Source organism: Acrocarpospora macrocephala, from assembly GCF_009687865.1.
Taxonomy (GTDB): Bacteria; Actinomycetota; Actinomycetes; order Streptosporangiales; family Streptosporangiaceae; genus Acrocarpospora; species Acrocarpospora macrocephala.
In genome coordinates this window covers 126,411-151,275 of sequence record NZ_BLAE01000005.1, presented here as the reverse complement: position 1 = coordinate 151,275, position 24,865 = coordinate 126,411, and the positions used below count along the sequence as shown (strand labels likewise).

General features: G+C 68.3%; 23 protein-coding genes. 13 read left to right on the top strand and 10 right to left on the bottom strand.

What is annotated here, in order from left to right:
* Window position 1: 1 nt before the first annotated feature.
* Window positions 2-1,513, bottom strand: a complete 1,512-nt coding sequence (locus tag Amac_RS03675; RefSeq protein WP_155352863.1) for an RICIN domain-containing protein — start codon at window positions 1,511-1,513, stop codon at window positions 2-4.
* Between the two features lie 193 nt (window positions 1,514-1,706).
* The gene (locus Amac_RS03670) at window positions 1,707-2,873 is read right to left on the bottom strand and encodes a sensor histidine kinase (protein WP_155352862.1); all 1,167 of its coding nucleotides are present in this window, start codon (window positions 2,871-2,873) and stop codon (window positions 1,707-1,709) included.
* Between the two features lie 128 nt (window positions 2,874-3,001).
* Here Amac_RS03670 and Amac_RS03665 point away from each other — a divergent pair, with 128 nt between their 5' ends.
* Both Amac_RS03665 and Amac_RS03660 read left to right on the top strand, forming a co-directional pair.
* The gene (locus tag Amac_RS03665) at window positions 3,002-3,334 is read left to right on the top strand and encodes an ArsR/SmtB family transcription factor (protein ID WP_246268064.1); all 333 of its coding nucleotides are present in this window, start codon (window positions 3,002-3,004) and stop codon (window positions 3,332-3,334) included.
* Window positions 3,331-3,819 (top strand): SRPBCC family protein, encoded by a 489-nt coding sequence (locus Amac_RS03660; RefSeq protein ID WP_155352861.1) that lies wholly within the window; start codon window positions 3,331-3,333, stop codon window positions 3,817-3,819. The genes Amac_RS03665 and Amac_RS03660 overlap by 4 nt, the downstream gene beginning before the upstream one ends.
* Window positions 3,820-3,948: 129 nt before the next feature.
* Here the strand turns inward: Amac_RS03660 and Amac_RS03655 are convergent, their stop codons facing one another.
* Both Amac_RS03655 and Amac_RS03650 read right to left on the bottom strand, forming a co-directional pair.
* Window positions 3,949-4,644 (bottom strand): HAD-IA family hydrolase, encoded by a 696-nt coding sequence (locus tag Amac_RS03655; protein WP_155352860.1) that lies wholly within the window; start codon window positions 4,642-4,644, stop codon window positions 3,949-3,951.
* Window positions 4,645-4,668: 24 nt separating this feature from the next.
* Entirely contained in the window at window positions 4,669-5,574 is a 906-nt protein-coding gene (locus tag Amac_RS03650; RefSeq protein ID WP_155352859.1) for a MurR/RpiR family transcriptional regulator, read from the bottom strand.
* Window positions 5,575-5,707: 133 nt separating this feature from the next.
* Here Amac_RS03650 and Amac_RS03645 point away from each other — a divergent pair, with 133 nt between their 5' ends.
* The 10 genes from Amac_RS03645 (at window position 5,708) to Amac_RS03600 (ending at window position 16,544) form a co-directional block, all read left to right on the top strand.
* The gene (locus tag Amac_RS03645; RefSeq protein ID WP_170322293.1) at window positions 5,708-6,850 is read left to right on the top strand and encodes an aminotransferase class I/II-fold pyridoxal phosphate-dependent enzyme; all 1,143 of its coding nucleotides are present in this window, start codon (window positions 5,708-5,710) and stop codon (window positions 6,848-6,850) included.
* Window positions 6,847-8,286 carry an alkaline phosphatase family protein gene (locus Amac_RS03640; RefSeq protein ID WP_155352857.1) on the top strand — a complete coding sequence of 480 codons (1,440 nt, stop codon included), beginning with the start codon at window positions 6,847-6,849 and terminating at the stop codon, window positions 8,284-8,286. Before Amac_RS03645 ends, Amac_RS03640 begins: the two co-directional genes overlap by 4 nt.
* 44 nt (window positions 8,287-8,330) lie before the next feature.
* Window positions 8,331-9,947, top strand: a complete 1,617-nt coding sequence (locus tag Amac_RS03635) for an ABC transporter substrate-binding protein (protein WP_170322292.1) — start codon at window positions 8,331-8,333, stop codon at window positions 9,945-9,947.
* Window positions 9,948-9,984: 37 nt separating this feature from the next.
* Window positions 9,985-10,950, top strand: a complete 966-nt coding sequence (locus tag Amac_RS03630) for an ABC transporter permease (RefSeq protein ID WP_155352855.1) — start codon at window positions 9,985-9,987, stop codon at window positions 10,948-10,950.
* Entirely contained in the window at window positions 10,947-11,861 is a 915-nt protein-coding gene (locus Amac_RS03625; protein WP_155352854.1) for an ABC transporter permease, read from the top strand. Before Amac_RS03630 ends, Amac_RS03625 begins: the two co-directional genes overlap by 4 nt.
* Window positions 11,858-13,474 (top strand): dipeptide ABC transporter ATP-binding protein, encoded by a 1,617-nt coding sequence (locus Amac_RS03620; RefSeq protein WP_155352853.1) that lies wholly within the window; start codon window positions 11,858-11,860, stop codon window positions 13,472-13,474. Before Amac_RS03625 ends, Amac_RS03620 begins: the two co-directional genes overlap by 4 nt.
* On the top strand, window positions 13,471-15,384 hold the full coding sequence (locus tag Amac_RS03615) for a CocE/NonD family hydrolase (protein WP_155352852.1): 1,914 nt from the start codon (window positions 13,471-13,473) through the stop codon (window positions 15,382-15,384). The genes Amac_RS03620 and Amac_RS03615 overlap by 4 nt, the downstream gene beginning before the upstream one ends.
* A gap of 21 nt (window positions 15,385-15,405) precedes the next feature.
* On the top strand, window positions 15,406-15,750 hold the full coding sequence (locus Amac_RS03610; protein WP_155352851.1) for an SMI1/KNR4 family protein: 345 nt from the start codon (window positions 15,406-15,408) through the stop codon (window positions 15,748-15,750).
* A 26-nt stretch (window positions 15,751-15,776) separates the two neighbouring features.
* The gene (locus Amac_RS03605) at window positions 15,777-15,950 is read left to right on the top strand and encodes a hypothetical protein (protein ID WP_155352850.1); all 174 of its coding nucleotides are present in this window, start codon (window positions 15,777-15,779) and stop codon (window positions 15,948-15,950) included.
* A 63-nt stretch (window positions 15,951-16,013) separates the two neighbouring features.
* Complete coding sequence (locus Amac_RS03600; RefSeq protein WP_155352849.1) at window positions 16,014-16,544, top strand: hypothetical protein; 531 nt, start codon at window positions 16,014-16,016, stop codon at window positions 16,542-16,544.
* A gap of 245 nt (window positions 16,545-16,789) precedes the next feature.
* Here Amac_RS03600 and Amac_RS03595 read toward each other — a convergent pair whose 3' ends face one another.
* Complete coding sequence (locus tag Amac_RS03595) at window positions 16,790-17,902, bottom strand: AAA family ATPase (protein WP_155352848.1); 1,113 nt, start codon at window positions 17,900-17,902, stop codon at window positions 16,790-16,792.
* Window positions 17,903-18,108: 206 nt separating this feature from the next.
* On the opposite strand from Amac_RS03595, the gene Amac_RS03590 reads away from it, so the two are divergent.
* Window positions 18,109-19,308 carry a TetR/AcrR family transcriptional regulator gene (locus Amac_RS03590; RefSeq protein WP_155352847.1) on the top strand — a complete coding sequence of 400 codons (1,200 nt, stop codon included), beginning with the start codon at window positions 18,109-18,111 and terminating at the stop codon, window positions 19,306-19,308.
* Between the two features lie 62 nt (window positions 19,309-19,370).
* Here the strand turns inward: Amac_RS03590 and Amac_RS03585 are convergent, their stop codons facing one another.
* Genes Amac_RS03585 through Amac_RS03565 form a run of 5 tightly spaced genes read right to left on the bottom strand, consistent with a single transcriptional unit; the run spans window position 19,371 to window position 24,865 of the window.
* A complete protein-coding gene (locus Amac_RS03585; RefSeq protein ID WP_155352846.1) occupies window positions 19,371-19,883 on the bottom strand; it encodes an ester cyclase in 513 nt (170 codons plus the stop codon).
* Between the two features lie 6 nt (window positions 19,884-19,889).
* A complete protein-coding gene (locus tag Amac_RS03580) occupies window positions 19,890-20,684 on the bottom strand; it encodes an enoyl-CoA hydratase/isomerase family protein (RefSeq protein WP_155352845.1) in 795 nt (264 codons plus the stop codon).
* A gap of 8 nt (window positions 20,685-20,692) precedes the next feature.
* Window positions 20,693-21,847 carry an acyl-CoA dehydrogenase family protein gene (locus tag Amac_RS03575; protein ID WP_155352844.1) on the bottom strand — a complete coding sequence of 385 codons (1,155 nt, stop codon included), beginning with the start codon at window positions 21,845-21,847 and terminating at the stop codon, window positions 20,693-20,695.
* The gene (locus Amac_RS03570; protein ID WP_155352843.1) at window positions 21,840-22,703 is read right to left on the bottom strand and encodes an SDR family oxidoreductase; all 864 of its coding nucleotides are present in this window, start codon (window positions 22,701-22,703) and stop codon (window positions 21,840-21,842) included. The genes Amac_RS03575 and Amac_RS03570 overlap by 8 nt, the downstream gene beginning before the upstream one ends.
* Window positions 22,700-24,865 carry a 3-hydroxyacyl-CoA dehydrogenase NAD-binding domain-containing protein gene (locus Amac_RS03565; protein WP_155352842.1) on the bottom strand — a complete coding sequence of 722 codons (2,166 nt, stop codon included), beginning with the start codon at window positions 24,863-24,865 and terminating at the stop codon, window positions 22,700-22,702. The genes Amac_RS03570 and Amac_RS03565 overlap by 4 nt, the downstream gene beginning before the upstream one ends.

Sequence of the window (24,865 nt, the reverse complement as noted above, 5' to 3'; positions counted from 1 at the left end):
ATCACACGCCGATGTTGGCCTGTGGTCCCGCGTAGGTGCGCAGCAGCGCGGGGACCTGGGAGGCGGGGTCGAGCGTGTAGGAGTAGAAGGAGCTCGGCGTGAAGGCCGAGCCGCCGGTCTCCTGCTGGCCGGTGGAGTTGACCACGACGCTGCCGGACTGCCGCAACTGGGCGGCATCGTCGCGGTAGTAGGGGTCCCTGACGTTGTCGTAGTAACTGTTCTCGATCACCATCTTCGTGGCGCCACGGGAGTAGTTGCCGTAGCCGGTGATGTTCTGCAGGTAGTTGTTGTAGAGGTGCGCGTACGCCACGTTGTCGGTGCTCGGGTTGCGTGAGTTGTTGTCGTGGATCCAGTTGTGATGGATCGTCATCCGCGAGGTGACGTTCTCGGTCCAGCCGATGCCGAAGGCCTTGTTGTTGTTCGACAGCACGTTCCAGGACACGGTCAGGTAGGAGGTGTCCTTGCGGCTGTCGATCAGGCCGTCGTTCATCCGGGCGATCGTGTTGTGGTCGATCCAGACGTGATGGGCGGTGTCCAGCTGGATGCCGTCGTAGTCGTAGGCGTCGTCACCGGGGTCGTCGTCGGCCATTCGCGTGTCCCGGATGGTCAGGTTGCGGATGATGACGTTGCTGACGCCCGAGCCCAGGAAGAAGCCGCCGTTGACGATGTGGCCCCGGGTGCCGACGCCGACGATGGTCTTGTTGGAGGCCACCCGGATCTCGGTGCCGTACGGGGTGACGGTGATCGTGCCGTTCACTCGGATGACGTAGGGCGTGCTCGCCGTGGCGTACCTGACCAGGTCGGCGTAGGTGGAGACGGTGACGGTGGCGCCGGCGGCGCCGCCGGTGGTGGTGGTCAGGCCCATTCCGCTGGTGGCGGCGAACCCGTCGGCGTTGCCGGACCAGACCCGGTCCGTGGGGGGCGCGGTTGGCCCGGAGACATAGTTGAACGCCCACTGCATGCGGGCGACGTCCGAGCAGGTCTCCTGGACGATCGGGTTGTTGCCCGCGGTCGAGCCGTCCTTGTTGCTGACGCACAGGCCGGTGGCCACGCTCCTGATCAGGTACTTGCCCGAAGCGGCCGAGGCCGTGAACGTCCACAGTTGGTTGGGTTTGGTGCCATCGCCGCAGCCCCACTGCTGGAGCTGGGTGCCGGAGACCGTCGAGGAGCTGGGCACGTCGGCGCAGCGGCCGCCGTTGCCGTTGACGAGGTTGAACTGGCCGGACCCTTGCGCCTGGGCCTGCCACTGCTGGTCGGTGGCGGCGGCATTGCAGGCGACCTGGACGAGCAGGGCGCCGTTGGCGGTCGAGGCGCCGGCCACGTCGACGCACTTGCCGCTGGATCCGGAGGCCAGCGTGTACACGCCGCCCGCGACCGGTGCCGTGGCCGCCCGTGACGGCCACGCCGTCACCACCAGCGCGGTCGCGGCGACGAGGGTCGCGGCGGCCGGAATGCCGATTAATCGGGCTCTGGACCATGCCCGACGGATGGGGAGTGTTGAGCTTGCATCCATCGATTCTCATCCTCGAAGGTCAGTGGGAAGTGCCATTGCCGCCCTGGCGCGATGGTCGGCGACTGGAGCGGAGGCGGGATCATCCCTGCCTTGGCCAGCGCGTGCCCGGAAGGTAGACAGCTGCGAGTAAGTTTGTCAACCATACAAACTTAATCGAGCATTCGGCCTGCTCGGATGGATGAAAGTAAATGCGCTAGCGGGTGCTGAGCGGAAGCGCGGCCCGCACGGCGAAGCCCCTCTCGGGCAGCGGACCGGCGGTCAGGTCGCCCCTGAACAAGGCCACCCGCTCGCGCATGCCGATCAGTCCGTGGCCTCCCGCCGCGGCGGGCGCGGCGCGTGTCCTGTCGCGGGGACCGGCGTCGGTGATGTCCAGGGACAGCTCGTACGGCCGGTAGCCGATGGTGACGGTGACCGCCGTGGGCCCGGCGTGCTTCAGGGCGTTGGTCAGCGACTCCTGTACGATGCGGTACGCCGACAGGTCCAGCCCGGCCGGGAGCGGCACCGGCTCGCCCTCCACGTCGACCTTGACGTCCAGACCCGCCGAGCGCGCCTGCTCCACCAGATCGTCCAGCCGGGCCAGGCCCGGCAGCGGCGTCAGCCCGTCGGTGCCGGGACCGCGCAGCAGGTGGAGCATGCGGCGCAGTTCCTCCACCGCGCCACGCCCGGTCTCCTCGATCAGGGCCAGACCCGCGCGTTCCCTGGTCTGGTCGTCGCGGAGCATCCGCCGTACCCCGCCCGCCTGCATGACCATCAGGCTCACGCTGTGGGCGACGATGTCGTGCAACTCCCTGGCCAGCCGGGCCTGCTCCTCCGCGACAGCCTCCTTGACCAGCAACTCGCTCTGCGCGGCCAGCGTCTCGCTGCGCCTGTCCGCCGACAGGGCCCGCATCCGGTGCCGCCGTACGCCGAGTCCGGCGCCTCCGGCGATGGCGGCCATCGAGACCGCGATCGCGTACTCCGCGAACTCGTTGTGGTACGAGATCGCCATGCCCGCCAGGAACAAGGCCGTGGCCACCGGTCCGAACAGCCCCTTCGGGCTGGCCAGCGGCACCTCGCTGAGCAGGGTGAACAGCAGGAACAGCTGGGTGTACCACTGCCAGGCGCCCGCTTCCTGCCCCGCGAGCAGGAAGACCGCGAGGGACACGCCGGTGTAGGCCGCCATCACCCCGAACGGAGCCAGCCGCCGGACCAGCACCAGCAGCGCCGTCACGATCCCGGCGGCCACCCACAACGCGAGACTGGGCCGCTCGGGGAGATCGGTCCCTCCGATGAGCTCCTCGGTCACCGCGAACAGCCCGACGGCCCCCGCGACGAGGTAGTCGACCGCGCCGACGCGGGAGAGGGCTTGACGCCATCGCATGAGCCGAGCGTAGTTGCCCACCGACCTCTATGCCCGCTTCGACCAGGACATCTGTCAACACTTAGGGATTGACCTAAGTATCACTCGTTGCGCATACTTAGGTAGGTACCTAAGTGAAGGGGGCGGTCGTGATCGACGCGGATCTGGACGGTGTGTTCCATGCGTTGTCGGATCCCACCCGCCGCCGGGTCGTCGAGCGCCTCAGCCAGGGGCCCGCGACGACCAGCGACCTGGCTCGTCCGTTCGACATGGCATTGCCGTCGTTCACTCAGCACCTGAGCGTTCTCGAACGCTCCGGCCTGGTGACGTCCCAGAAGAAGGGACGGGTGCGGACCTACCGGCTCGCGCCCCAGCCGTTGGAGGCAGTCGACACCTGGCTCGCCGCGCGGCGCGCGCTGTGGACCCGGCGCCTCGATCAACTCGACGCGTTTCTCTACGACCTGAAGGAACAGCAGACATGACCGTCTACACCCTGAACCCGGAACTCGATCTCGTTCTCGAGCGCACCGTCGACGTCGCCCCCGAACTGGTCTGGAAGGCCTGGACCACCCCCGAACTGCTCAAGCAGTGGTTCGCCCCGAGGCCCTGGTCGACCCCCTTCTGCGAGATCGACCTGCGGCCCGGCGGCAGGTTCAACACCACCATGCGCTCGCCCGAAGGCGAGGAATACCCGAACAGCGGCTGCATCCTCCTGGTCGAGGAGGGCTCGACGCTGATCTTCACCTCAGGCCTGGGCCCCGGCTTCCGCCCGCAGACCACCGAGGGCGAGGCCGACTTCCCGTTCACCGCGGTGATCAACATCAAGCCCGACGGCAACGGCACGAAGTACACCGCCATCGCAATGCACGCCGACTCCTCAACAAGAAAGACACACGAGGACATGGGCTTCGCCGAAGGCTGGGGCATGGCACTGGACCAACTGGTCGAACTCGCGAAGTCCCTCTGACGGACCAAACGTCCCCGATCGAGTACGACCAAAGCGGCAACCGCACCGATCACGATCGTCAGCCGGATCGATCCGGTTCCTCGACCGTCCTGCGCTGGACTTCGCCGTCGAGGGCGCTGGCCACGTCTGTCAGAGGACGGTCGCCGTTCCCTCGGCGACGGTGGTCAGGAGTGCCGGGAGTTGTGCGACGCTGTCGATCACATGTGCGCCTGGCACGGTGCGCAGTTTTGCCGCGTCGTGTGAACCGGTGAGCACACCGGCCAGCAGGCCCGCTCCCGCTCGTTCGCCGGCGAGCAGGTCGTTGACGGTGTCCCCGACGACGACGACACGCCGGCGATCGGTGACACCGAGATTTTCGGCGGCGTGGAGGATGACGTCGGGGTGCGGCCGGCCCTGGGGGACTTCGTCGGAGCTGACCGACAGGTCGATCAGCTCGTCCCAGTCGAGGGCGCGAATGATCGCGTTCTGCAGGTCGGGCGGGAACCCGGTGATCAGGCAAACGCGCAGCCCGAGCTCGCGAAGCTCGCTGAAGACCTCACTCGCACCGTCGACCGGCTTGACCGCTCCGTCGCGGATCGAGGTGTGGAATGCGGCGGTGAACGCGTGGTAGGCCAGATCGGATAGTGCCGGGTCGGGGATGAGCCGCCGGAACATCTCGGCCTTCGCCATGCCGCGCAGCGGCGCCAGCACGTCGGGTTCGGGGTAAGGAAGGCTCACCTCGGCGAGCCCGTGGCGCAGCGACGACTCGAAAATGCCGCTGTCTTCGACGGTCGTGCCGTTCATGTCGAGCGCGGCGAGCCTGAAGAGGTCTCTGGGGGAAGCCATACCGAGTCCTTTGCGTATCCAGGTTCAGAGGCTGTGCTCTGCGGTGACTCGCGCCATGACGTCGAGGAACTCACGCGATCGTTTCGGCCGGGTGAGCGCGACACCCACGAACAGCGAGTCGAGCACGGCCAGATGCGCGAGACGGCTCGTCATCGCTTCCTGACGAAACCCGAGTTCGGGCCCGCCGGCGACGAGCACGTGATCCGCGAGGACGGTGAGCGCCGACCGGGCGTAACTGGTCACCGCGACGACGCGGGCGCCGTTCTGCCGCGCGACCTCGGCGGGGGTCAGGGTTTCGCGTGTCGCGCCGGTGTGGCTGATGGCTATGAGCACGTCACGCTCGTCGAGACTGTGGGCCGCGAGGTGCTGCCCGAAGGCATCGGCCGGGTTGCTGCTCACGAGGCCGAGCGTGGCCAGCCGGTAGGCGACGTCGTGCGCGGGCGCGGCGGACGTGCCGTTGCCGATGACCAGGACCCGCTTCGCGTCGGCGACCGAACCGACCGCGTCGGCGAAGGCGTTGACGTCCAGCGTCTGCAGCGCGTCACTGATGGCGATCGCGCTCTCGCGGAGCACGAGGGCCGGAATGTCGGTGCGAGGAGTGCCGGGACCCAGGTCGCGCGAGCGCTCGAGCTCGTCGTCCGCCCGCGTCTGCACCGCGGTATCGCGGGCGAGGGCCAGCTTGACGTCATGGAAGCCCTTGAATCCGATCCGTTGACACGCGCGGATGACGGTGGACTCAGCCGTTCCAGCGGCGACGGCCACTTCCGCCGCCGAGGACGTGAGGACACGCTGCGGGTCGGCGACGATCAGCTCTATCACCTTGAGTTCGCTGGGCACCAGTGTCGATCGAGCGGCCTGGATCCGCGCCGACACCTCACCCCCGCGAAGCGGGGTGGGCTCGTGCTGGCCCTTGCTGGGACGCGATTTCATACTGAGGAGTATAGATCCCGCAACAGTGAGCTAGCAAGGAATCCTCCTTGCTGCTATCAAGTATAAGGAGGATTCATCCGGCTGTAACGAGGTGGTCGACTTGGCTACACATCTGGCTCATAGCGTCCAGCGCGTGACAATTTCCGCGCCCATCGCGCTGTCGCCCACAGCGGCACTGCGAGAGAAGGCGAACGAGCTCCGTTCCGCGGGCCGCCCCGTGATCGACCTGTCCGCTGGAGAGCTCGACTTCCCGACACCCGACCATGTCGTCGCCGCCGCCGTGAAAGCCGCGGCCAATCCGGACAACCACCGGTACGGCCCGGCATCAGGCCTTCCGCGACTCCGTGACGCGATCGCCGCCCAAGCCACCGATCGGCTCGGCACGCCCATCGGGCGCGCCCAGGTGGCGATCACCAACGGCGCCAAGCAGGCACTGTTCAACGCGTTGCTCGCGGTGCTCGACCGTTCCGGTGGAGAGGTTCTGATCCCCACGCCGTACTGGGTCAGCTTTCCGTCGATGGTCACACTCGCGGGCGGGACCCCGCGCTTGGTCCCGCCGAGCACGGCCGATCTGCGGGTGACCGCCGGCGATCTCGAACACGCGGCATCCGATGCCACCGTCGCGCTGATTCTGGTGTCGCCGCACAATCCGACCGGCCACGTCTACGAGCGGTCCGATCTCGAGGCGATCGCGCGGTGGGCGGCGCGCCGGAACGTCTGGCTGATCATGGATGAGACGTACGCGCGACTCACCTACGGCATCGACGCCATCTCACCCGCGATCGCGTTTCCGCCCATCGTCGACCGGCTGATCTCGGTCGGAAGTGTGAGCAAGGCATACGCGATGACCGGCTGGAGAGTCGGCTGGCTGGTCGGACCCCAACCGATCGTCGATCGCGCTGTCGCCATCCAGTCGCACACGACCTCCAACGTCAACCAGATCGCCCAGCACGCGGCGCTGGCGGCCGTCACCGGGCCGGATGTCACCGAGCGCTTCCGGCAACGCCTCGAGCTGCGCCGGGATCGGGCCATCGCCGCACTCTCCGGAGCCCTCGCCGCGCCTCCCACCGCTACCGGCGCCTTCTACCTATATATCCAGCTGCATGGCGACGACGTCACGATCGCCGCCGAGCTGCTCGAACTGGGTGGCATCGTGACCGTCCCCGGCCGATCCTTCGGCCAGCCCGGCTACCTCCGGATCAGCTACGCGATCGACGACGCCCTGCTCGACCAGGGCGTCGCCTTCATCGCAGACCATCTCGGACGAACAGCATGACCAAGCCGCTGCGTCTCATCTTCGTCGTCGACGGGCTTCAGAAGCGGTCGATCAACTCCACCGACACACCCTGCCTGCACCGGCTCCAAACCGAGGGCACCGAGTGCACGACCGCGGTGACAGTGGTGCCGGCCCTCACCCGCCCAGCCGCCGCCGCTCTCGCCACGGCCTGCCTGCCAGGCGCCACCGGCATCATCGGCAACCATGTCTACGCTCCCGGCCACGGTGTCGCCTCCACCGGCTCGGTCACCGACCTGAACGTTCTCGCCGCGATCTACGGCGCCGTCGTCGATGTGCCCACCATCGGCGCGTTCCTCGCGGAACGCGGTCATCGCATGGCCGTCATCGGCACGGGCTCGGCAGGCTGCACGCATCTGCTCTATCCCGACGCGTCGACCTCGGGCGGTACGGTCGTGCGCGCATCGGCCTCCGCCGACGAACCCCTCACCACGCCCGCGACACTCCAGGCGCGAATCGTCCACGCGATCGGACCGCGCCCCGCGGCGACCGGAGAGACGGCATCGCTCGACCTCCTCACCTGGGCAAGCGACGTCGCCGCGACCTTGATGGTGCCTGACCCGGCGACGGCGCTGCTCGTCTTCTGGAGCGGTGAGCCCGACTCCGCGCAACACCACCACGGCATCGACCACCCCCTCACCCGGCGAGCAATCCGAGCCGCCGACCAGGCGCTCCAGCGACTGCTCGACGCCGCATCGCAGCACGGCCGGCCAATCGACGTGATCGTGACTTCAGATCACGGGGCCCGCACGACCGGCGCGACAGCCCGCCCCGATCTCGACGCCTACCGAGACCTGGGCCCGGCGGCCACCAGCCTGGCGTTCGTCCCGAACGACGGAGCGTTGCTGGTCTATCGCACCGCCGATCAGGTTCCCGTCGACGATCTGGCGCGGTGGGCTCTTGACCAGGCATGGGCGGGCACGGTGTACGCCGACGATGATCGGACCTCACCCGTGATCCCACTCGCCACGGCCGGCTGCAAGCACCCCACCCGGTCCCCTGACCTGCTCGTGACCATGGGATCCATCGCAACCGACCGTGGGCCCGCTACCTGGAACACCGCGACGGTGTCAGCGGAGCAGGATCCCACCACGTACGCGCTGAAGGCCACGCACGGCACCTCACATCGCGACGATCTCGAGATCCCCCTCATCCTCCACGGCCCATCGTTCCGGTCCGCGACACGCAGCGAGATCCCGGCCGGACTCGTGGACGTCGGGGCGACGATGGCCTACCTCGTCACCGGAGAGACCGCGCCGCACTGGGACGGACGCGTCCTCCACGAAACACTTCGGCTGGCACCCGGCCGCACCGATCCCCCTGCTCCGACTGTCACCGCCGGCACCGTAGCGCACACCGACATGGGCGTCGCCTACGTCGGCGACAGCACGTACTTGCTCGGCGTGCCGGCCTGTTGAGCCGCCGCCATCCCGATCACATCACCATGAATAGGAAACGCACCATGCGCCGTCCACCTACCAGCCTCGGCCTGTTCTCGCTCGCCGGATTGATGGTCCTCGCCGCTTGCGGCGGCTCACCCGCCAACGACACCGGCAAGCGCCCGGCAGCCGGCGGTGCCCCCACCGCCGGAGGCACGCTCAGGCTCGCCGTCCATTCCGACGCAGGCTGCGTCGACCCCCACCAGGTCACCGCGACCGCGTTCATCACGATGACCCGGAGTCTCGCCGACTCCCTCACCGACCAGGATCCCGCCACGGGCAAGATCGTTCCCTGGCTGGCCGAATCCTGGAAAGTGAACGACGACTCCACGAGCTTCGCCTTCGAGTTGCGTGAGGGTGTCACCTTCAGCGACGGCAGCCCGCTCAACGCCCAGGTGGTCAAAGCCAACTTCGACAAGATCGTCGAGCTCGGCGCCGTCAACCAGACGGGCTCCAGCTACCTCGCCGGCTACGCGGGAACCGTCGTGGCCTCGCCCACCGAGTTCACCGTGAAGTTCAGCACCCCGAACGCCCAGTTCCTGCAGGCGACGACGACCACCTCCTTGAGCATCCTGTCCCTCGACACGCTGGCCGCCACCCCAGAGCGTCGCTGCCAGGGTGCCGTGGTCGGCACGGGACCGTTCGTGTTCGAGAGCTACACGCCAGATCAGAACGTGATGGTGAAGCGGCGGGAGGGCTACGGCTGGAGTTCGGCGGCGGCGGAACACAGCGGTGATGCCTACCTCGACGCCATCAACTTCCGAATCGTGCCGGAATCCGGGGTCCGCGCCGGTGCTCTCATCTCAGGTGAGGTGGATGCCATGTTGAGCGTCGAACCGCAGGACATCCAGCGGCTCGACGCCGAAGGCCTCACCATCTACAGCCGCCCGAGCCCCGGCATCCCCTTCCACATGCACCCGAACGCCGCCGATCCGGTGCTGAGCGACCTGGCCGTCCGGCGAGCCATCCAGATGGGCATCAACCGCAGCCAGATCGCCCACACGGTGCAGGGCCCCGACGTCGAGGGCGCGCGCAGCGTTCTGTCGGCGACGACACCGATGTTCGCCGACCTGACCGCCATGCTCGCCTATCGCCCCGACGAGGCCGCGAAGCTCCTCGACGACGCCGGCTGGCGTGCCGGCGGCGACGGAATCCGCGAGAAGAACGGCAATCGTCTCACCGTGACGGTTCAGTACGAGGACAAGGTCAGCACCAGCACTCCGGCGCTCGAACTGGCTCAGCAGCAACTGCTCGACATCGGAATCGACCTCCGGCTGTCCCCGATGACCGCTGAGGCCTACGACGCGGCACGCGACACGAAGCAGTACCAGCTGCGCTGGTTCAACTTCACCCGAGCCGACCCCGACGCCCTGCGCACCTTCTTCGGTTCCGCCAACGCCAACACCACCAACGTCAACGATCCCGAGCTCGACGCCTTGCTTGAGAAGGTCGCCTCGATCAGCGATCCGGAGGGCCGGGCGACGGCGGCGAAGGAGCTCCAGACGTACATCCTCGAGCACGGGTACGCGTTCCCCATCATCGAGCTGAGCCAGACCAACGCCGCGGCGCCGGACGTGCGCGGGCTCGCGTTCGACTCCACGTCACGCTTCGTCGTCTACGACGTGTGGAAGGCAGCGTGAGCACGCGCCGCGACTCGCCCCGGGGCCGGCAGCGGTCATGACGCGATACCTGCGCCGCCGCGTCTTCCACGCCCTGATCGTCCTGTGGGCCGCGTACACCTTGGCGTTCGCCGTGCTGTACCTGCTCCCAGGCGATCCCGTTCAGGCGATGCTGTCCAGTGGCGATGGGCCGTCGGTGGCCACGGCGGCCCAGGCCGACGAGCTCCGGGCCCGGCTGGGACTCGACCGGCCCCTCTACGCGCAGTATCTGGACATGGTCTGGGACGCGGTGCGGGGGGACCTCGGGACCTCGTACCGGACCGGCGAGAGCGTGCTCGGCGCCGTCGCCCGCTCGCTGGGGCCGACGTTCCAGCTGACCGCCTGCGCGCTGGTGCTGGCCGTGATCGCGGGCGTGTCCATCGGGTTGCTCTCCACGTACGTCAAGAGCAGGGCGCTGCGATCGATCCTGCAGTCGATCCCGGCGATCGGCGTGTCCGTGCCGACGTTCTGGTCCGGGCTCATGCTGATCCAGGTCGTCTCGTTCCGGTGGAAGCTGCTGCCGGCGATCGGCGCCGAGGGCGCGTCCGGCCTCCTCATGCCCGCTGTCGCGCTGGCCATCCCCACGGCCGCGACGCTGGCGCAACTGCTCAGCCAGCGGATGGCCGACACCCTCAACGAGACGTTCGTCACGACCGCCCGCTCCAAAGGAGCGTCTCGAGCCCGGATCCACCTGCGGCACGCCTTCCGCAACGCGTCCCTGCCCGCCGTCACCGTCCTGGGGATGCTGGTCGGCCAGCTGCTGTCGGGATCCGTCGTGGTCGAGACGGTGTTCTCCCGCCCCGGCGTCGGCAGGCTGACCATCCAGTCGGTCGAAGCACACGACCTGCCGGTCGTGCAGGCCCTCGTGATCCTCGGCGCCCTGGTGTACGTCGCCGCCAACCTGGCCGTCGACGTCCTCTACCCGAAGCTCGATCCGCGCGTCGACCTTTCGGCCGGCGCGTCGACAGTGCGGAGCTCCGCATGACCATCGCCACGACCCCCGACGATATGCACGGTTCTCGTGCCGGTACGCCTCCCGCGCCCGGACCGGCGAAGCAAGGGCGCACGAGGTCGGTACCGGCGCGCTGGCTCCTGCGCAACCCCGGTCTGCTGGCGGCTGTCGCATTCATCGCCGTACTCCTCGGCTGGGCGCTCCTGCCGTCGCTGTTCACCAGCCACGACCCGTTGCGTGGCCTGGCTTCGCAAGCGAACCAGGCCCCGAGCTGGGACCACCTGTTCGGCACCGACCGGCTCGGACGGGACCTCTTCGCGCGCGTCGTGCACGGCACATCGCTGTCACTGCGGAGCGCGGCGCTCGCTGTGCTCGTCGGCCTGGTGGCCGGCTCGTCCATCGGGTTGCTCGCCGGGTTCACCGGCCGCTGGGTCGACGACCTCGCGATGCGCTTCGTCGACGTCCTCCTTTCCATTCCGGGACTGCTGCTCTCCCTCGCCGTCGTCACCGCGATCGGGTTCGGCACCACCAATGTCGCCGTCGCGGTGGGTATCGGAAGCGTCGCCTCCTTCGCCCGGGTCACCCGCTCGGAGGTGCTGCGGATCCGCGGCGCGACATACGTCGAAGCGGCCTACGCGAGCGGCTGCACGCGCCGTACCGTGCTCCTGCGCCATGTGGCGCCCAACGTCGTGGGCCCGGTGCTCGCCCTCGCCACGCTCGAGTTCGGTACGGCCTGCCTCGCGGTGTCCTCGCTGAGCTTCCTCGGGTTCGGCGCGGTCCCACCGACACCGGAATGGGGATCGCTCGTCGCGGAAGGTCGCAACGCTCTCGCGACGTCGTGGTGGCTGGCGACCTTTCCCGGACTGGCCGTTGTCGCTACCGTCGTCGCCGCGAATCGCCTCGCTCGTGCTCTCGTCGCCGATCCCCGGGGCGGTGAGCGATGACCCCGCCGATACTGCGGATCGAGGGACTCCACGTCGGCTACGGCCGCCATCGGCTCCACCCCGTGGTCATCGACGCCGACATCGAGGTTCAGCCGGGCGAGGTCGTGGCGATCGTGGGGGAGTCCGGCTCGGGCAAGACCACGCTGGCGAACGCGGTCGCCGGGCTCCTGCCCGCAGCCGGCGCCATCACGTCCGGGCGGATCACCCTCGACGGCCACGACCTCGTCGCGGCGTCCGAGCGTCAATGGCGGTCCATCCGCGGCCGCCTGCTCGGGGTCGTCCCGCAGGACCCCGGCGTCTCGCTCAACCCGGTCGAGCGAGTCGGATCGCAGGTCGCCGAAGTCCTTCAGATCCATGGCCTCGCGAGAGGCAGGGCAGCCAGACGTCGAGCCGTCGAGCTGCTCGCCGAGGCCGGACTGACCAGGCCGGAGGCACGAGCCCGGCAGTTCCCCCACGAGCTCTCCGGCGGAATGCGGCAGCGCGTCCTCATTGCCATCGCCCTCGCCGCCCAGCCGCGACTGCTGATCGCCGACGAGCCCACCAGCGCGCTCGACGTCACCGTGCAACGGCGCGTCCTGGACCACCTGGGCGACCTGACCCGCGAGTTCGGTACCGCGGTCCTGCTCATCACGCACGATCTCGCCGTCGCCGCCGATCGCGCCGCCCGGATCGTGGTGATGTCGCAGGGCCGTATCGTCGAGACCGGATCGACGGATCACGTTCTCCGGGCCCCTCAGCATCCGTACACGAGGCAATTGATCAGCTCGGCTCCCAGTCTGACCATGGTTCGGCCGAGGCGGCGGCGAACGGACGAGGCGTCTGCGCCGCGAACTCCGGTCGTCGCCGCGGCCAAGCTGGTCAAGGCGTTCCCCGCCATCGAGGAAGGCCGCCGCCGGATGACACCGGTCGTAGCGGATGTGACTTTCGACATCTCGCCCGGGGAGACCTTCGCGATCGTCGGTGAGTCCGGCTCGGGCAAGACGACCACGGCCCGCATGGTCATGGGTTTGACCCGTCCGACCGGAGGCATCGTGACCGTCAACGGTGTGGAGATCGGCGAGCTACCACCGAAGCAGGCACGTGCCGCTCGACGCGGCATCCAGATGATCTACCAGAACCCGTACGCGTCGCTCGATCCCCGATTCACGGTGAGCGACATCATCCAGGAGCCGCTGCGGGCATTCGGTATCGGCCACCGCACCCACCGCCGCCGGCGGGTCGCCGAGTTGGTGGAGCGCGTCGCGCTGCCCGCGCATGTCCTCGACCGCCGGCCCGACCAGCTCTCGGGCGGGCAGCGGCAACGTGTCGCCATAGCGCGGGCACTGGCCCTCGATCCCACCATCGTCGTCTGCGACGAGCCCACCAGCGCCCTGGACGTGACGGTGCAAGCACAGATCCTCGAGCTTCTCCTCGATCTCCAGCGCGACCTCGGCACGGCGTACCTGTTCATCTCTCACGATCTCGCGGTCGTACGCCAGGTCGCCGACCGGGTCGCGGTCATGCACAACGGCCGGATCGTCGATCAAGGAGCGACGGCCACGGTCTTCGACAATCCAACGAGCATGTACACGCGCGAGCTCCTCGACGCGATTCCCGGAAAGGCACACCGATGACCGAGGCCACCTACGACGTCGTCGTTCAACGCGACGTCATGATCCCCATGCCGGACGGAATCCGCCTCGCCACGGACCTGCACCGGCCGGCGGCCGACGGCACCGCGCTCGCTGGTCCTCGTCCGGTCGTGCTGTTCAGAACGCCGTACAACAAGCGCGTCAAGGAAGCCGATTGGGCGCACTACTTCGCCGCCCGCGGCTACGTCGTCGCCGCCCAGGACTGCCGCGGCTGCTACCGCTCAGAAGGCGAGGTCGACTTCCTGTGGCCGGAGGCCGACGACGGCCAGGCCACCATCGAGTGGTTGGTCGAGCAGGACTTCTGCGATGGTCGCGTCGTGCTCCGCGGCACATCGTGGTCCGGTTGGGCACAGACCGCCGCCGCCGCGGCCGGTGCGAACGGCATCGCCGCGATGATCCCGACGATGAGCGGCGCCAACGCCCACGAGTCATCGGTGCGGCACGGTGGCGCCGTCGAACTCCGGTTCATCGCCTGGGCGTTCTGGCACTCCGCCAAGAACTACCGGCCGCAGGTGCGCCCACGATCCACCGATGAGGCACTCAACGACGCACCCATGCTGATGTCAGCGTGGCTGCGCCGCCTTCCGCTCAAGCGGGACGTCACGCAGCTGTCCCTCGTCGAACCGTACGAGCGATGGATGCTCGACATCGCCACGCGTGCCGACCTCGATGAGCGGTGGATGCACCCCAGCGTGAATCCGCTGGCCCACATAGCCAAGTTTCCGGACGTCCCGGTACTGCTCGTCGGCGGCTGGTACGACTCCTACACCCTGGCCACCCTCCAGCTCTTCACCGCTCTCGCCGAGGCCAAATCGGCGGCCGTGCATGCCGTGATCGGACCCTGGGTCCACGGCACCAAGAAGGTCGCACTCAGCCATGCCGGCGACATCGATTTCGGGCCCCAGGCGGCCATCACCGACTTCCGGCAACTTCACCTCGACTGGTACGACCAGCATCTCTTCGGGCAGGAGCGCGGGCTGGGCGACAGCCGCCGAATAAGGATCTTCGTGATGGGCGGAGGCACCGGACGCCGGCTCCCGAGTGGGCGAATGGACCACGGTGGGCGCTGGCTCACCACCGACCGGTGGCCCCATCCCGACGCGACGACCACACAGCTCTATCTGACGGCGGACAACCGCCTCGACAGCGAGCCCCCCACCACGGAATCCACGCTCAGCTACACCTTCGATCCACGCGACCCCGTCCCCACCATCGGCGGGAACGTCTCGTCGCTCTACGACCTCATCCCCCTCCGCCACCAAGACCGCGTCGCCGCGGTCGACAACCCTGATATCTCCCGCACAACCCCAATCGTCCACCCCGGCGGCTTCGACCAGACACCCGACGACAACATCTTCGGCGCCCGCCGCCCGCACGTCCCCCTCGCCGCCCGTTCCGATGTCCTCGTCTTCCAGACTCCTCCGCTCAGCGAACCGCTCCAGGTAATCGGGGACATCACCGTCACGATCTGGGTGTCCACCGACGCGCCCGACACCGACTTCACCGCCAAGCTCATCGACGTCTACCCACCCTCCGTGGACTATCCGAACGGCTACGCGCTCAATCTCACCGACTCCATCATCCGGCTCCGATACCGCAACGCCCCCGAGGCCAGCAGCTACGAACCAGGCACAGTCGTCCCCGTCACCATCACGCTCTATCCGACGGCCAACCTCTTCGCCCGCCATCACCGCATACGCGTGGACATCTCCAGCTCCAACTTCCCGCGATTCGACGTCAACCCGAACACCGGCGACCCACTCTGGTCCAACGGCCGGTGGTCACCGGCCCACAACACAGTCCATGTGGGCGCCTCAACCCCCTCCCACCTCGCGGTCACCACCGTGCCCCGCGGAATGTCAGCCGTCTCTGCTGGGATGAGCGGGACATGACCGAGGTGTGAGGAGTGCCGCGTGGACCGTACCGCCTGGAAGCCGTTCCTGATGCGCTGGAGTGAGGAATGGCAGATCGCCAATCCGGCCGAGGAACCGGGCGCCGATCCCTGGCTCGGCTTCCCCGCCGCGTCTCCTGAAGAGGTAGAAGCTCTTGAGAGGCGGCTGGGATGCGCGCTCCCGCCATCGTTTCGGGAATTCCTCCTGGTCACCAACGGCTGGCGAGACGCGGGCAACTTCGTATCGCAGTTACGCAACACCGACGAGATCGGCTGGATGCGCGACCTGGATCCCTTGATGGCCGAACTCTACGAGGACACGGAGGACTTCGAGACGAGGGAGCGGTTCTCGCGCGGTCGCTGCTGATCTCCCTGGAGGCGGACGCCGGCGTCGTGTTCCTCGATCCGGGAGACGTGGACGAGCGCGGCGAATGGGCCGCCTACGACATGTTCTCGTGGACGGCCATGGGCCCGGACCGGTACGACTCCTTCTACGAGAAGATGTACGACTTCTACGCCGGTTTCCACGCTCTCGACCGCCCGCAGTGCCAGACCCAGTGCGAGTGAGACGCGAAGGTCGAGCAAGCCCGGCGGGCGAGCCTGGCAGGCGAGCTGGACGAGCCCCTGACGATGCTGAAGGAGGCGTCCCGCTTCGGCCGAGATCGCGCCGACCTCCTGCTGTTCCAGATGTCGGCCATGCTGGGCCACACCGACCAAGACAACAGGCTCGACCATCTCCTCGGCCGGGGCCACCACCTCTCCTGGCCTCTTGACGAAGCCCTCTTCACGGCGGAAATCCTGCCCTTCCTTTTCGTCCAGCACCAGCGCTCCCGTCACTGGGGCACCGAGTCCACTGTCACCGGCCTGATGAAACGCGGCTCCGACCGCGTCCAGCAGCTGATCGCCGACTACCGGAAACGCTCGGCAGAGCCCGGCTTCCAACCCCGGTTCGGCAACCCGGAGTTCGACACCGCGGTCCGCGCCATCCTCACCAACTCCAGCCCGGACGACGCCTGGCCGCTCTTACACGACGCCATATCGACGTGGCAGCCAATGAGCGACGACCACCTCGCCCCGCTCACCCTGCTGACGGATCCCCGAACCGCCCGGCTGATCACCCCCGAACGGGGACGCGAGATCCTCAGCATGAGACGCGGCTGACCGCGCCCGGCCCTGGACTCTTGAGATGTGGATCTGGCGCAGTAGCCCAGGACCGACTTCGGCTCAGCCGATGAGCAGCGGAGCGACGGCATCGATGGCGGCGCACCCGTTTGGGCGAGGGCATCAGGGCGTCCATCGTGCGCGAAGCACGCCATCGGGATCGGGTAGCACTGCAGCCATCAGCGGATCACGCTCATCCTCGTGGCAGGAAAGGATCAACACCGCGCGGGCTCGCTCGACGTGAATTACCCGGTTGCGTGGTGAGCCGGGCGGGCGTGTCGACATCCCGGGAACGTCGGCGGGGAGCCCGTGGTAGTCCAGTCCGCCAGCCAGTTCCGCAGCCGTTCGGGGTCGGGTCGGTCGAAGATCGAGGAGCCGCTGGAGCGTTCGACGACGATGAGGTCGTTGAGTTCGAACTGGTTCATCAGCGTGACCGACTGGGTGGCGATGAGGACCTGGCTGTCGTGGCTGGCGGCGCGCAGCATGTCGGCCAGCTGGACGATGGCGTAGGGGTGCAAGCCGAGTTCTGGTTCGTCCAGCACGACCAGGTTGGGCAGGGCGGGCACGCTCAGCAGGGTGGTCAGGCAGATGAATCGCAAGGTGCCGTCCGAGAGCGCGTCGGCGGGGAAGACGACGTCGGAGCCTTCCTGCTGCCAGCGCAGCCGCAGCCGGCTGTTCTCTTCGACGAGCACGAAGTCTCGGAAGAAGGGGGCGACGTGCCGGATGGTGCGCACGATCCGGCGGTAGGAGGTGGTGTCGCTCTGCCGCAGGCGGAGTAGGACGGCGGCCAGGTTTCCGGCGTCGGGGCGGAGGGCGATGTTGTCGGAGGCGAATCCGGTCTGTTTGACGGGGGCGCTGGGGCCGGTGTCGTGGAAGTGGAAGACCCGGCAGCCGCGCAGCATGTCCACCACGTGCCCGGCGACGGAGGACGAGCCGCGCTGGCCGATCTCGTCCAGCAGGCGGGTTTCCCGGTGTCCTCTGCCAAGTGAGGCGTCGAACGGCGTGGCGTGGCCTTCGCCGTGGAACCGGATGCGTTCGTCCCCGAAGATTAGTTCATCCCCGGCGGCGGGTATGAGGGTTGCCTCGTACCCGTTCGGCTCGAAGTCCAGTCGCAAAACGATCCGCGCGTCACCCTTGGGGCCGTCGTGGAGCAGGGCGGATGCGCCGCCTGCCTGGCCGACGAAGAGGTTGAGCTCTCCGTCGACGATGCGGCCCAGCAGGGCGAGGGCGGAGATGAAGTTGCTCTTGCCCGCGCCGTTGGCGCCGACCAGAACGTTGAGGCCGCGCAGGCTCACCTGGGCCGCGCGGATCGAGGTGTATCCCTCGACCGTGATCGACCGGAGCCTGTGGCGCGTCATGACACCAGCTTAGATCGGCAAGAACTCACCGATCACCGCAATCGCTGCTGGTGTCGTCAGCGGTGGACGGCGTCTGGGGACGGCCTGGCCATGGCCCCGAGCAGGAGGTGAGGTGCTGGACACTGACAAATCCGGGGTAAGGGCCATCGGTAGGATCGGGAGAGTGGGCGGCGCGGTCGGCCACGACCGACCTTGAAGGGAAGCTCATGGCCCGAGCCGGTACGGGGACTACCGTCAGGCGCACGCGGTTGAGCACGGAGGAGCGTAGGCGCCAGCTGGCGGAGTCCGCCGCGCGGCACTTTCACCGCCTCGGGTTCCACAAAGTTTCGATGGCGGAGGTGGCGACGTCTGTCGGCCTCACCGCACCGGCCATCTACCGGCACTATCGGAGCAAGCAGGAGTTGCTCGCGGCCGCGATAGGCAGTGCCCTCGACGTCGTGGACGCCGCTTCCGCCGATGCCGGCTCAGCGCCGCTGCACGAGTTGCTGACGCCTCTGGCGGCCGTTGCCGTCAAGCGGCGTGACCTGTGGGCCCTTCTCCAGCGCGAGTTGCGCCACCTCGACCCGGCGCAGCGAGCGCCGATCGAGGAGCGCTTCTCGGCGTTCGTCGACCGCTTCAGCACCGCGGTGCGACGGCTGCGCCCGGATGTCGACATGGTGGACGTCCGCCTCCTTGTCACCGCGGCCTTTGCCGTCCTCGCGAGCCCCTCGTCCTACGGGCTCAAACTCCCAGCGGACGAGCAGCAGCGCCTGCTCGCCACCGCCGCGGAAGCCGTGTGCCGTGTGTCGTTGCCCTCGCCCGTCGCCAACAGTCACGCGCAGGGGAATGCCGTCTCCGAACAGGCGATCCCGGTGGGGTCCTCCGCGCCGTCCCGAAGTGAGGAACTGCTCAGGACGTCCGTGCGGTTGTTCCACGAGCGGGGTTACGCGGCGGTCAGTCTCGATGACATCGGCGCCGAAGTCGGGATCACCGGGCCGAGCATCTACTACCACTTCGCTACAAAGGCTGACCTTCTTGTCGCGGCGGTCACCAGGGCGACGGAGTGGTTGGCCTCGCATCGGGGTTCCGGCGTTGAGCCGCCGAGCCTTGACGACCTCATTCGCGTGTACGTCGACCTCGGAGTGCGGGAACGACTGCTCCTCGGCGTCTACGTGCTGGACGCGGTCGATCTGCCTGCCGAAGCGGGTCGACGGATCAGGGCAGGTCTGCAGGCCGATGTCCAGGCGTGGTGCCAGGCGCTCGGCCGCGAACGCCCGGAGTTGACGGAGGCAGAGCAGCTGGTCCTGGTGCAGGCCGGGCGCAGTATCGTCCATGATGTCGTACGGATCGGCCGCCTTCATGCCCGTCCGGGCCTGCCGGAGGAGCTGCGGGTTCTCGTCCACGCCGCCCTGGCCGCCGACGGGTGAACGTTCCGCCGGACGGTGCCCAGCAGATGGCCTCCGTCCGGCGAACCGCGTGATTCACGTCCTCAGCGCGACCCGGTGGAGTGCGCCGTCCGGTCCCCACCCAGCAGTGCGAGAAGGTACGCGCCGCCGATCTTCCCGTCGCGCGGGGGCAGGGCCCCGAGCTGGCGCATCATCTCCGTGATCTCGTACTGCGCCAGGTAACGGGACAGCAGCCCATCGGTGAACTCGAGAAAGATGTCGCAGCCGTAGGTCTCGAACCTGCGGGTGGGGTCGAGCTGGGGCGGCCCGCTGCCTTCCTGGCGGAACAGGACGACCGCCCGGCCATCCTCCGGCGCGGTGAACAGTTGCACCTCGTCGAACCGGACGTCCGGCATCGCTTTCCAGATTCGTTCGACGTACTCCCGGAGCGCTTCCCGGCCGTGAATGACGTCGGTCCAGAAGACGGTGTCCTCCCAGACGATGTCCAGGTGGAGCAGGGCCAGGACCTGCTCGGTGTCGTGTGAGTTCCAGGCCACCAGCCAGTCGGTGGCGAATCGGCGCAGGAACGCGGCATCGGTGGCCTCGCTGTGGTTCATGGTGCCTCAATTCCTCAATCGGGTGCTGGTGAAGTCGGGCCGCCGCTTCTGGAGGAAGGCGGCGATGCCCTCCGAACCGTCCGGTGTCTCGATCAGGGAAGCGATGGACTCCGCTTCGCGCTGGAGATGCTCCGTCAACGGGGCGGCTCCGGCCTCGCGTACCAGTTGAGCGGAGTGTGCCAGCGCGCGGCGGGGGCCCTCGGCGAGCGAACGCGCCAGCCGCAGCGCTTCCTCGTACACGGTGCCGGGCTCCACGACGCGGCTGACCAATCCCAGCCGCTCCGCTTCGGTGCCGTCGAGCCGCCGGTTGGTCAGGATCAGGTCGTTGGCGCGGGCCGGGCCGAGCACTTTCGTCAGGGTCCAGGACACCCCGCAGTCGGGAGACAGACCAGCGGCGGTGTACGCGACCACGAAGCGGGCGGTGCGCTCGGCCAGCACCAGGTCCGCGGCGAGGGCGAAGCCGATCCCGCCACCGGCGCAGGCGCCGTGAACGGCACTGATCACTGGGATGGGAAGCGAGCGAAGCCCGAGCACGGCCTCGTGCGCGGTGCCGGCGAGTTCCGCGAGGAACTGGCCGGGCGCCGCCGCGGTGGCGAACACCTGAAGGTCGCCGCCGACGCAGAACTGCTCGCCGCGTCCGAACAGGACCACCGCGCCCACGGTGGGCATCGAGCCGACCTCGGTCACCGCGTCCCGGAGTCCCCGCGCCATCGGCAGATCGATGGCGTTGCCGTTGCCGGGCCGGGACAGGCCGATCAGCGCGATGTCGTCGCTGACCTCGAGCGTCACTGGTGTGCTCATGCCGCCGCTCAAAGACCGAGGTCCCGGCCGATGATCTCTTTCATGATCTCGGTCGTGCCGCCGTAGATGGTCTGGACGCGGGCGTCGGCGAAGGCCCGGCTGACCGGGTACTCGCGCATGTAGCCGTATCCGCCGTGCAGTTGCAGGCAACGGTCGGCCACCCGGACCTGCAGTTCGGTGCACCACCACTTCGCCTTGGCCGCCTGGGCGGGAGTCAGCTGCCCGCCTGCGTGCAGGGCCACGCAGTGGTCCACGAAGACCCGCGCGATATCCACTTCGGTGTGCAGTTCGGCCAGCAGGAACCGGTTGTGCTGGAAGGTACCGATCGGCTGGCCGAAGGCGCGGCGTTCGGTGACGTATTCCATCGTGCGGGCCAGCACACCTTCCGCGGCGGAGACCCCGGTGACCGCCAGGGAGAGGCGTTCCTGCGGCAGGTTGCGCATGAGCTGGAAGAAGCCCTGCCCGTCCGCACCGAGCCGGTTGGCGACAGGGACGCGCACGTCGGTGAAGTGCAGTTCGCTGGTGTCCTGGCCGTGCAGGCCCAGCTTCTCCAGATTCCGTCCTCGTGCGAAGCCTTCCATGCCCCGCTCGACGACGAACAAGCTCAGGCCGCGATGCCTCTCCTCGGAGGTGCGGGCGGCCACCACGACGAGGTCGGCGTTCTGCCCGTTGGAGGTGAAGGTCTTCGAGCCGTTCAGGACGTAGTGGTCGCCGTCGCGGACCGCGCGGGTCGCGATGGCGGACAGGTCGCTGCCGGTACCCGGCTCGGTCATCGCGATCGCGCCGATCAGCTCGCCCGAAGTCATGCCGGGCAACCAGCGAGCCTTCTGCTCGTCGCTGGTCAAGTCGAGGATGTACGGCCCGACCACGTCGTTCTGCAGGGCGAGCCCGAGACCCGCGGACGCGTAGCCGGACCGGCCGAACTCCTCGTTCACGACCGCGTTGAACCGCCAGTCGTCGATCCCGGCTCCGCCGTAGGCCTCCGGTGTCGCGAACAGCAGCAGACCGGCTTCCCCGGCTTTACGGAACAATGACCGGTCGACGATTCCGCGCTGCTCCCACTCCTCGTCGTACGGGGCGACCTCGGTCTTGATGAAGGACCGCACGGCCTGCCGGAACAGCTCGTGCTCCTCCTCGTACGCCGTGCGGGTGGCCTCAGGCATGCTCGCCTCCGGGCAGGAACAGATCGATCTTGAGATCGGTTTCGGCGGCGTCGCCGTAGCGATAGACGCTGAAGTCGATGACCCCCTCGCCGCGCAGCACGTCGTCGTCGATGAGGCACTGGCCGGTACGGTCGGTGGCCTTGCGGGAGAGGATCGCGTGCGCGGCGTCGGCCATGATCTCGGGGCGGCGGGACACGGCCATCGCCGCGTCGCCGCCGACGATGTTCCGCACCGCCGCAGTGGCGATCGTCGTGCGCGGCCACAGGCAGTTCGCGGCCAGCGGCCGCGGGTGGTGCTGCCCGGCCAGCCCGAGCGTCAGCATGGTCATGGCGTACTTGCTGATCGTGTAGGGCGCGTGCCGGTACAGCCACACCGGATCCGGGTTCAGCGGCGGCGAAAGGGTGAGAACGTGCGGGTTGTCGGATTCGTAGAGGTGGGGCAGCGCCGCACTGATCAGGGCGAGGGTGCCGCGGGCGTTGATGTCGAGCATCAGGTCGTAGCGCTTGAGTGGCAGCTTGCCGATCGGGGCCAGGGCGATCGCCGAAGCGTTGTTCACCACGATGTCGATCCCGCCGAAGGCGGCCACGGCCCGATCCACCGCCGCGGTGACGTCCTCCTCGCGGCGGACGTCACCGACCACCGCGAGACCGTTGCCGCCGGCGGCCTCGATCTCGGCGACGGCGGTGTGCACCGTGCCGGGCAACCGGGGGTCGGGCTTATCGGTTTTGGCCAGCAGCACGACGTTCGCCCCGTCGCGGGCTGCCCGGGTCGCGATGGCGAGGCCGATGCCGCGGCTGCCGCCGGACATCAGGATCGTGCGACCGGCCAGCGGGCGCGTTTGGTCGTTGATGGTCATCGGTAGTCCTCCCCGTTCTCCGCTTTGCGGACGAGCGATTCCGGCGGCGCGAACCGGTCGCCGTAGCGTTGCGTCAGTTCCTGTGCCCTGGCCACGAACCCGGGCAGGCCGCCGTCGTACTGGTTGACGTACTGCAGGACCCCGCCGGTCCAGGCGGGGAAGCCGATGCCGAGGATCGAACCGACGTTGGCGTCGGCGACCGATCGGAGGACTCCTTCGTCCAGGCAGCGAATCGCGTCGAGCGCTTCGGCGAACAGCATGCGCTCCTGCATGTCGATCAGCGGCACCGCCGTGTCGGTGCCGCCGAAGGCGTCCTTCAGGCCTGGCCAGAGACCCGCCTTGCGTCCATCGACGTAGTCGTAGAACCCGGCCCCGGCCGCACGTCCCCGGCGTCCGAACTCGTCGATCATCCGGTCGGCCACCGCCGCGGCCGGATGCGTCGGCCGGCTGATCCCGGCCGCGACGGCGATGCTCTGCTCGCGGATCTCACGGAGCAGGGTCAGCGTCAACTCGTCCACGAGGGCGAGGGCGCCGACGGGATATCCCGCCTGGATCGCCGCTTGCTCGATCGATGCGGCCGGCACTCCCTCGCCGAGCAGCGCCACGGCTTCGTTGACGAACTCCAGGATGACGCGGCTGGTGAAAAAGCCCCGGCTGTCGTTGACCACGATGGGGGTCTTGCCGATCTGCCGCGCGATGTCGATCGCCTTCGCCACGGTGGCGTCGCTGGTCTTCTCGCCGACCACGATCTCCAGCAGCGCCATCTTGTCCACAGGGGAGAAGAAGTGCAGCCCGATGAAGTCCTCGGGCCTGGACATCCCCTCCGCGAGGCCGGTGATGGGCAAGGTCGAGGTATTGGAGGCGAGCACGGCATCCGGGGTGAGGTGAACGGCCGTTTCGGCGGTGACCCTTTTCTTCAGTTCGGGGTCTTCGAAGACGGCCTCGATGAGCAGGTCCGCGCCTGCGGCGTCGGCCGGGTCGATGGTCGGGTGGATCCGGGCCAGGACCTCCTCACGTCGTGCGGGCGTGATGGTTCCCCGCTGAACCGCCTTGTCCAGGATCTTCGCGCTGTAGCTCTTGCCACGCTCAGCCGCCTCCAGAGACACGTCCTTGAGCACGACCTCGAGACCGGCCTTGGCGCTGACGTAGGCGATCCCGGCGCCCATCATGCCGGCGCCGAGAACTACCAGCTTCCGGGCCTGATGCGGCGGGTGGCCCGCGGGGCGGCCGGCGCCCCGGTTGATCGCCTGCACGTCGAAGAACATCGACTTGATGATGTTCGCCGAGATCTGGCCGCAGATCAGTTCCGCGCAGTACCGCGATTCGATGGTCAGGGCGTTGTCGAAGTCCACCTGGGCGCCTTCGACCGAGGCTGAGAGCAGGTTGTGAGCGGCGGGAGCCGGCGATCCGTGGGTCTGCTTGCGCAGCACCGCGGGCAGAGACGGCAGGACGGCGGCCAGTGCCGAGTCGGCCGGAGTGCCGCCGGGGATCCGATGACCAGGTCGGTCCCAAGGCTGCGCCGGCTCTGGATTGGCCACGATCCACTCCCGGGCGGCCGTCGCGAGCTGTCCCGGATCGGCGACCAGTTCGTCGACCAGCCCCTTCTCCAAAGCGGCCCTCGGACGGAACTTCGTCCCGGTGAGCAGGATCTCCTGCAGGGCGGTCCGCAGACCGAACATACGGACCGTGCGGGTGGTCCCGCCGCCACCGGGCAACAGGCCCAGCGTCACCTCGGGAAGACCGACACTGACATGGGGCTGATCAAGCGCTATCCGGTGGTGGCAGGCCAGGGCGATCTCGTAGCCGCCGCCCAGCGCGGCACCGTTGAGGGCCGCGACGACCGGCCTGCCGAGGGTCTCCAGGCGCCGTAGGGCGGCCTTGACTCCGTCGAGCATGGCGGTGACGTCCACGAGCTGGTCCGCCGTGGCGCGCATCATCATCCCGAGGTCGCCACCGGCGAAGAACGTCTTCTTCGCCGAGGCGACGATCACGCCGGTGATGGAGTCACGCTCCGCGTGCAGGTGATCGACGAGGATCGGTAGTTCGCTGCGGAACCGGTCGTTCATGGTGTTGGCCGACTGGTCCGGGTCGTCCATCGTCACGGTGACAATGCCGTCGGCGTCCCGTTCCCAGTGGAACATCGGGTGGTCGTAGTTCGTCAT